6 protein-coding genes and 1 pseudogene are annotated in these 6000 nt (G+C 71.5%); 2 read left to right on the plus strand and 5 right to left on the minus strand.

Features of this window, described 5'->3' with window-relative positions:
* Window positions 1-19: 19 nt before the first annotated feature.
* Window positions 20-187, plus strand: a pseudogene (locus DY245_RS31480) (SMI1/KNR4 family protein); the annotation flags it as partial.
* A 19-nt stretch (window positions 188-206) separates the two neighbouring features.
* Here DY245_RS31480 and DY245_RS31485 read toward each other — a convergent pair.
* From DY245_RS31485 to DY245_RS31495, 3 genes are read right to left on the minus strand one after another with little or no spacing between them, the layout of a single operon-like run.
* Window positions 207-1076: an ABC transporter permease gene (locus tag DY245_RS31485; protein WP_128510609.1), complete on the minus strand. Its 870-nt coding sequence runs from the start codon at window positions 1074-1076 to the stop codon at window positions 207-209.
* The gene (locus DY245_RS31490; protein WP_244943389.1) at window positions 1036-2031 is read right to left on the minus strand and encodes an ATP-binding cassette domain-containing protein; all 996 of its coding nucleotides are present in this window, start codon (window positions 2029-2031) and stop codon (window positions 1036-1038) included. The genes DY245_RS31485 and DY245_RS31490 overlap by 41 nt, the downstream gene beginning before the upstream one ends.
* The gene (locus DY245_RS31495) at window positions 2028-2483 is read right to left on the minus strand and encodes a MarR family winged helix-turn-helix transcriptional regulator (protein WP_128510610.1); all 456 of its coding nucleotides are present in this window, start codon (window positions 2481-2483) and stop codon (window positions 2028-2030) included. The genes DY245_RS31490 and DY245_RS31495 overlap by 4 nt, the downstream gene beginning before the upstream one ends.
* Window positions 2484-2570: 87 nt before the next feature.
* Here DY245_RS31495 and DY245_RS31500 point away from each other — a divergent pair, with 87 nt between their 5' ends.
* A complete protein-coding gene (locus DY245_RS31500) occupies window positions 2571-3158 on the plus strand; it encodes a TetR/AcrR family transcriptional regulator (protein ID WP_128510611.1) in 588 nt (195 codons plus the stop codon).
* Window positions 3159-3249: 91 nt separating this feature from the next.
* Here DY245_RS31500 and DY245_RS31505 read toward each other — a convergent pair whose 3' ends face one another.
* Together DY245_RS31505 and DY245_RS31510 are read right to left on the minus strand one after the other, a co-directional pair.
* Window positions 3250-4812: a PTS ascorbate transporter subunit IIC gene (locus DY245_RS31505; protein ID WP_128510612.1), complete on the minus strand. Its 1563-nt coding sequence runs from the start codon at window positions 4810-4812 to the stop codon at window positions 3250-3252.
* A gap of 117 nt (window positions 4813-4929) precedes the next feature.
* Window positions 4930-5700 carry a PTS sugar transporter subunit IIAB gene (locus tag DY245_RS31510; RefSeq protein WP_128510613.1) on the minus strand — a complete coding sequence of 257 codons (771 nt, stop codon included), beginning with the start codon at window positions 5698-5700 and terminating at the stop codon, window positions 4930-4932.
* Window positions 5701-6000: the final 300 nt, after the last annotated feature.

Below are 6000 nucleotides of genomic sequence, written 5' to 3' on the forward strand. Positions count from 1 at the left end.
CTCGTACGGTGGGGGCGGGCTGGACGATCCGCTGACGGTGGTGGAACTGGCCGAGCTGGAGGCCTGGTCGGGGGTGCGGCTTCCCGGGGAGTACCGGGAGTTCCTGCTTCAGGTGGGTGCGGGTGGGGCGGGCCCGGCCTATGGCGTCTTCCCCGTGCGCAGGGCGGCGGACGGTGGCTGGGTGTGGGTGGAGCAGTGAGGTGGGGTCAGCGGGCCAGGCGGCCCAGGAGTGAGGAGGCGGCGGCGATGCCGAGTGCTGCGGCCGCGACCAGGACGGCGTAGTCCAGGGCCAGGTGGGCCTGGGTGCCGAGGAGCAGGCCGCGGAGGGCGTCGACCTGGTAGCTCAGGGGGTTGAGCTTGCTGACCGTCTGGAGCCAGCCGGGCATGATCGCCACCGGGTAGAGGGCGTTGGAGGCGAAGAAGAGCGGCATGGTGATGGCCTGGCCGATACCCATCAGGCGGTCACGGGTGAGCACGATTCCGGCGATCGTCATCGACAGACAGGCGAAGAAGGCCGAGCCGAGGACCACCGCGACGACCACGCCGAGCAGGCGTAGCGGGTTCCAGGTCATGGCCACCCCGAGCAGTGCGGCGATGGCGATCACCACCACGGCCTGGATCAGCGCCTTCACCCCGGCGGCGAAGGCCTTGCCGGCGATCAGGGCGGATCGTGGGGTCGGGGTGACCAGCAGCTTGGTGAGGATGCCGGCATCCCGCTCCCAGATGATCATGATGCCGTAGAAGATCGCGATGAACATGGCCGACTGGGCGATGATGCCGGGCGCCAGATAGTCGATGTACGGGGTACCGCCGGTCGGGATGGCGTGGATGCGGGTGAAGGTCTCACCGAAGACCAGGAGCCAGAGGGCGGGCTGGACGGCGCGGGTGTACAGCTCGGTCCGGTCGTGGCGCAGCTTCTGCAGTTCGACCATGCACATCGCGACGACCCTGGCGGGCAGCACCCGCCAGCCGGTGCGGGGGCGCGGCGGGACCAGCAGCAGGTCCAGCCGGCCGGCGCCGGTGGTGGTGGCGGTGTCAGCCGACTCGGTTCGCGGTGCGGCGGGTGCTTCGGACATCGCGGAAGTCTCCTGACTGCTCGTCGAGGCCGCTGCCGGCGACGTCCCGGAAGACGTCCTCCAGCGTCGGTGCGGCGTCGGACGAGCGCGATGGGGCCGATGGGGTCGAGGGGGCGGGCGTGGCTGTTGGGGACGAGGTGTGGGCGGCGCGGCGGCGGGCGCGTAGGGCGGCGCGAAGTTCGTCCGGTGTGCCGAGGGCGCGGATCCGGCCGTGGTGCATCAGGGCGACGCGGTCGCAGTACTGGTCGGCCTCGTCCATGTAGTGCGTGGTCACCAGCACGGTCATGCCGGTGGCGGCCCGTACCGCGTTGATGTGTGCCCAGACGCTGGTGCGGGCGATCGGGTCGAGGCCGATCGTCGGCTCGTCGAGCATCAGCAGACGGGGCGCGCTGACCAGCGCCTGGGCGAGTTCGAGGCGGCGGATCATGCCGCCGGAGTACGTCTTGGCGAGCCGGCCGGCCGCGTCGGTGAGGCCGACCGCCTCCAGCGCCTGGGTGACGCGTGCGGCGCGCTCGCGGCGGGAGACGTCGAAGACCCGGGCGAAGAGTTCGACGTTCTCGCGGCCGGTCAGCCCGGCGTCGGCGGACAGCTGCTGCGGTACGTACCCGAGCAGCCGGCGGACCGCCATCCGCTCCTTCGCCGCGTCGTGCCCGAACACCCGCACCATGCCGGGCGGGACGGGCAGGAGGGTGGTGATGCAGCGGATCGCGGTGGTCTTGCCCGCGCCGTTCGGGCCGAGCAGACCGAAGACCTCCCCCGTGCGGACGGAGAGGTCCACGCCGTCCACGGCCTTGGTCTCGCCGAAGGCGTAGCGCAGGGCGTGGCAGGTCACGGCGTCGGGATGAGGGGAAGGAGAGGAGGGAGCGGAGGAAGAGGAGAGAGGGGCATGGGGGGAGGGTGGGGCGGGTGTCGGACCGGCGGCCGGGACCGGCTCGCGCTTGTCGTCGGTGGTCATGTGCCGTCCGCCTCCTCGTGCAGGTTGTGGGCGAGCCTGCGCAGCGCCGGGAGGGCCGCCGCGAGCGCTGCCTGGTCGGCCTCGGGCAGACGCGCGACCTGCTCGCGGACCAGGGCGCTGCGGCGGGTCTCCCAGTCGCGCAGCCGCGCCCGGGCCGCGGCGGTGGGGAACAGCAGTGCCGAGCGGCGGTCGTCGGGGGCGGTCTCGCGGCGCAGACAGCCGGCCCGGCTGAGCTGATTGACCAGGGTGGAGACCGAATTGCCCGCGAGACAGAGCTCCTTCGCGGCGGCCGAGACCCGTATGCCGGGCCGGGCCGCGACCAGCCGCAGGAGTTCCACCTCGGCGCCGCGCAGTCTGGGGGTGGTCAGGCCGGCCCGCAGCCGGCGCCGGATCAGCCGCGGAACAACGGACAGCACATCGGCGAGCGAGTCGGGGAACTCCCCTGCAGCCATGCCCCCATTTTAGTTCTGAGTGAGAGGTAGTGCCGGGGACACGCGCGGGCGGGGCGCCGAACGGCCCACCCGGTAGCATCACGCCCCATGGCCAGGCCCAAGGAGTTCGACCCGCACGCCGCGCTCGCGGTGGCGGTGGAGACGTTCCGCCGCCAGGGGTACGAGGGCACCTCCGTACAGGATCTCGTACAGGCGCTGGGCATCAATCGCTCCAGCATGTACGCGGCCTACGGCTCCAAGCACGACCTCTACCTCAAGGCCCTGGAACGCTACAGCGCAGGTGAGGCCGCCAAGGCGCAGGAGGACCTGGCGGGCACCGGGCCGGCGCTGTCTGCCCTGCGCGCGTTTCTGCTCTCCTACGTGGATGCCGCGCTCGCGGACCCGGAGCGCTCGGGGTGCATGGTCACCCACGGGGTGATGGAACGCCTCCCCGGTGACCCGGAGGCCGCCACCCGCCTGCGGGGCGCGCTCGGGTCGATGGAGGAGGCCTTCGCCGCCCTGCTGCTGCGCGCCCGCGCGAACGGGGAGCTGGCGCCCGGCACGGACGTACGGAGCGCGGCCCGGTTCCTGGTCACCTTCACGCAGGGGCTGCGGGTGATGGAGAAGGCCGCCGACCGCGGGTATCTGACCGACGTGGTGGATCAGGCGCTGAGGGTCGTTTTCGGCGACGGATAGGTCCTGGGCGAGGGCCTGACGCTCAGGGCAGCGGCCTGCGGTGCCTTTCACCCGGTGCAGCGGCCCCTCGCTCGGTCCAGCGGCCTGTCGGTCAGTGCTGTCCGGGAGGCGGAGGCGGGACCGGCGCCCCCGGTGGCGGCGCGATCTTCGCGTGGACCCGGATCTCGGCAACGGCCGTGGCGGACGTCGCGGGTGCCTCGCGGGGCAGGAAGGCGTCGCGGCGGGCGCCCGGGTCCCAGCCGGTGTCCACGACGCGCTTCTGGAACAGGATCGCGGCGCCCAGGAGTACGGCGCCGAGCGCCAGCATCACCAGGACGCCGCCCGTCGCGCCCGCCTTGGCCGCGTTGCCGATCAGGGTGCCGAACCAGCCGAAGTCGGCATCGCCGAAGGTGGTGTTCTCCTTGCCGAAGGCGCCGAGCACCTTGAGCAGCAGCGCCGGCAGAAAGGTGATCAGCACGCCGTTCAGGAAGGCGCCGAGCACCGCACCGCGTCGGCCGCCGGTGGCATTGCCGTAGACGCCGGCCGCGCCGCCGGTGAAGAAGTGCGGTACGAGGCCCGGCAGGACCAGCGCGAGGCCGAACGCCGGATGCCCCACCCAGGTGAGCAGGCCGAGGCTGACCAGGCCGCCGACGAAGCTGGCGAGGAAGCCGATGAGCACGGCGTTCTGTGCGTACGGGAAGACGATCGGTGCGTCGAGGGACGGCACCGCGCCCGGTACGAGCCTGCCGGCGATGCCCTGGAATGCCGGGACCAGTTCGCCCAGGATCGTACGGACGCCGAAGAGGATCACCGCGACCGCGATGCCGAACTGCAGGCCTTGCATGACGGACTGCATGACGTAGTTGCCGAGGTCACCGGCCGCGCTGCCGCCGTCGGCCGCGAACGCCTTGAAGGCCGTCGCCCGGCCGGCCTTGGCCACGTAGACCAGCGACATGATGACGTAGAGCAGCACCATGGACAGCGCGGTGGCGACCGTCGAGTCCCGCAGAAAGCGCAGGCCCTCGGGGAGCTTCATGTCCTCGGTGCTGCGGCTGCGCTTGCCGACGAGCTGTCCGGTGGCGCCCGCGACGATGTAGCCGGCGGTGCCGAAGTGGCCGATGGCGATGCTGTTGTTGCCGGTGACGCGTTTGGTCCAGGGGTGCGCGAAGGCCGGCATGGCGACCAGGAGAACGCCCAGCAGCAGTCCGCCGACGACCACCACGATCACGGAGGACCGGCCGGAGGTGGCCAGCACCATCGTCAGCAGGGTGGCCATGAAGAGCATGTGATGGCCCGTCAGGAAAACGTAGCGCAGGGGTGTGAAGCGGGCCAGCACCAGGGCGACCGCGAAGCCGAGGATCATCAGCCAGGCGACCCGGGCACCGAACTGCGCCTGGGCGATACCGACGATCGCCTCGTTGGTCGGGATCACGCCGTGCGCGCCGGTCGCGCCCTGGATCATGCCGCCCAGCGGCGCGAGCGAGCTGACCACCAGTCCGGCACCGGCGCCGATCAGCAGAAAGCCCAGCGTCGCCTTGAGGGCGCCGCCGACGATCTGCCCGGCGGTCTTCTTCAGCGCGATCAGGCCCGCCGCGGTGATCAGGCCGATCAGATACGCGGGTTGGCTGAGGATCTCGTTCACGAGGAACATGGCGAGGGATATGAGCCAGTGCATGGCGGCTGTCCGTCCTCCCGGATCGGTGGAGTGGTGGCGTCGCTTCTCAGGGGCCGCGTCTCAGGCGCCGATTCTCAGACGTCGCGTCTCGATCGTCGCGTCTCGGTCGTCGGCGTCTCAGACGTCGTAGGTGTCGCGGAGTACGCGGTCGACCTCCGGGCCGCTGGTGAAGTCCTCGACGACCTTCACCGGTACGGCGAGCTCGCCCAGCGTCCTGGCGATCTCCCGGGAAGTGAGGATCGCGACGGCCTCGGACGCCTTGCCCCTGGCCGAGATGGTGTCGGTCGCCTCCACCGTCACATGGCGGGACCAGCCCCAGCGGTCCAGCACCTGCTCCAGCGTGTTCTTGAGGAACAGACTGGTGCCCACGCCGTTGCCGCAGACGGTAAGGATCTTGTGTACGGCGGGCCCGCCGCGCGGCCGGTCCGCGCCCTCCCCCGTCGGCCCCGCGAGCACCGCATGCAGCTCCTCCGGACCGGCCGCGTCCCGCAGGGCCCGTGCCGTCACCGGGTCGGCCAGCAGCTTGGCGAGGGCGGCCATCGCCGCCGTGTGCGCGCCGGAGTCCTGCGCGGCGAGCCCCACCACCAGATGCACCGGGTCATTCGCCTCATGGCCGAATTCCACCGGTTGTTGCAGGCGGACCCAGGAGAGCCCGGTCCTGCGCACGGCGGGCGAGGGCCGGGCGTGAGCCAGGGCGAAGCCGGGTGCGATGACGAGGTACGGCCCGTTGTCCTCGACGTTGCGGATCATCTCGTCCGTGTACGCGTCGGTGGTGGCTTCCGTCTCCACCAGCAGCCCGCCCGCCACCCGGATCGCTTCGCGCCAGTCCGCCGCCGGGACGTCCAGGCGTACGGCCGCCAGGGGGAGAAGATCACTCAGCGCTGCCATGGCAGGGGACTCTACCTACGCGCAGGTGGCCGGCACATCCGTACGGAAGGAGAAATTCCGGGAGCTTGACCCCCAACTTCCGCCCGGGGCAACGGCCTTGACAGTCTTCTGTGGGGGGAGAAGCCTGGTTCTTTCGGCAGTTGCCGGAAGTCGGGGGATACCGGGGGAATCGGGGGACTCATCATGAGGTACACGTCTGCGCGCGCGACGGGCCGGACATCGGCGTACGACGCGGCGCGCGCCGCAACCGGAGACCGGCGGCAGCGGCCGCGGCCCACCCGCCATACGCGCCGGGCCGCC

The organism is Streptomyces inhibens, from assembly GCF_003389455.1.
GTDB classification, from domain to species: domain Bacteria; phylum Actinomycetota; class Actinomycetes; order Streptomycetales; family Streptomycetaceae; genus Streptomyces; species Streptomyces inhibens.

Excerpts from the sequence above, each read along its gene's own strand:
- DY245_RS31485 (WP_128510609.1), bottom strand. The coding sequence starts at position 1,076 with ATGTCCGAAGCACCCGCCGCACCGCGAACCGAGTCGGCTGACACCGCC.
- DY245_RS31490 (WP_244943389.1), bottom strand. The coding sequence starts at position 2,031 with ATGACCACCGACGACAAGCGCGAGCCGGTCCCGGCCGCCGGTCCGACA.
- DY245_RS31495 (WP_128510610.1), bottom strand. The coding sequence starts at position 2,483 with ATGGCTGCAGGGGAGTTCCCCGACTCGCTCGCCGATGTGCTGTCCGTT.
- DY245_RS31500 (WP_128510611.1), top strand. The coding sequence starts at position 2,571 with ATGGCCAGGCCCAAGGAGTTCGACCCGCACGCCGCGCTCGCGGTGGCG.
- DY245_RS31505 (WP_128510612.1), bottom strand. The coding sequence starts at position 4,812 with ATGCACTGGCTCATATCCCTCGCCATGTTCCTCGTGAACGAGATCCTC.
- DY245_RS31510 (WP_128510613.1), bottom strand. The coding sequence starts at position 5,700 with ATGGCAGCGCTGAGTGATCTTCTCCCCCTGGCGGCCGTACGCCTGGAC.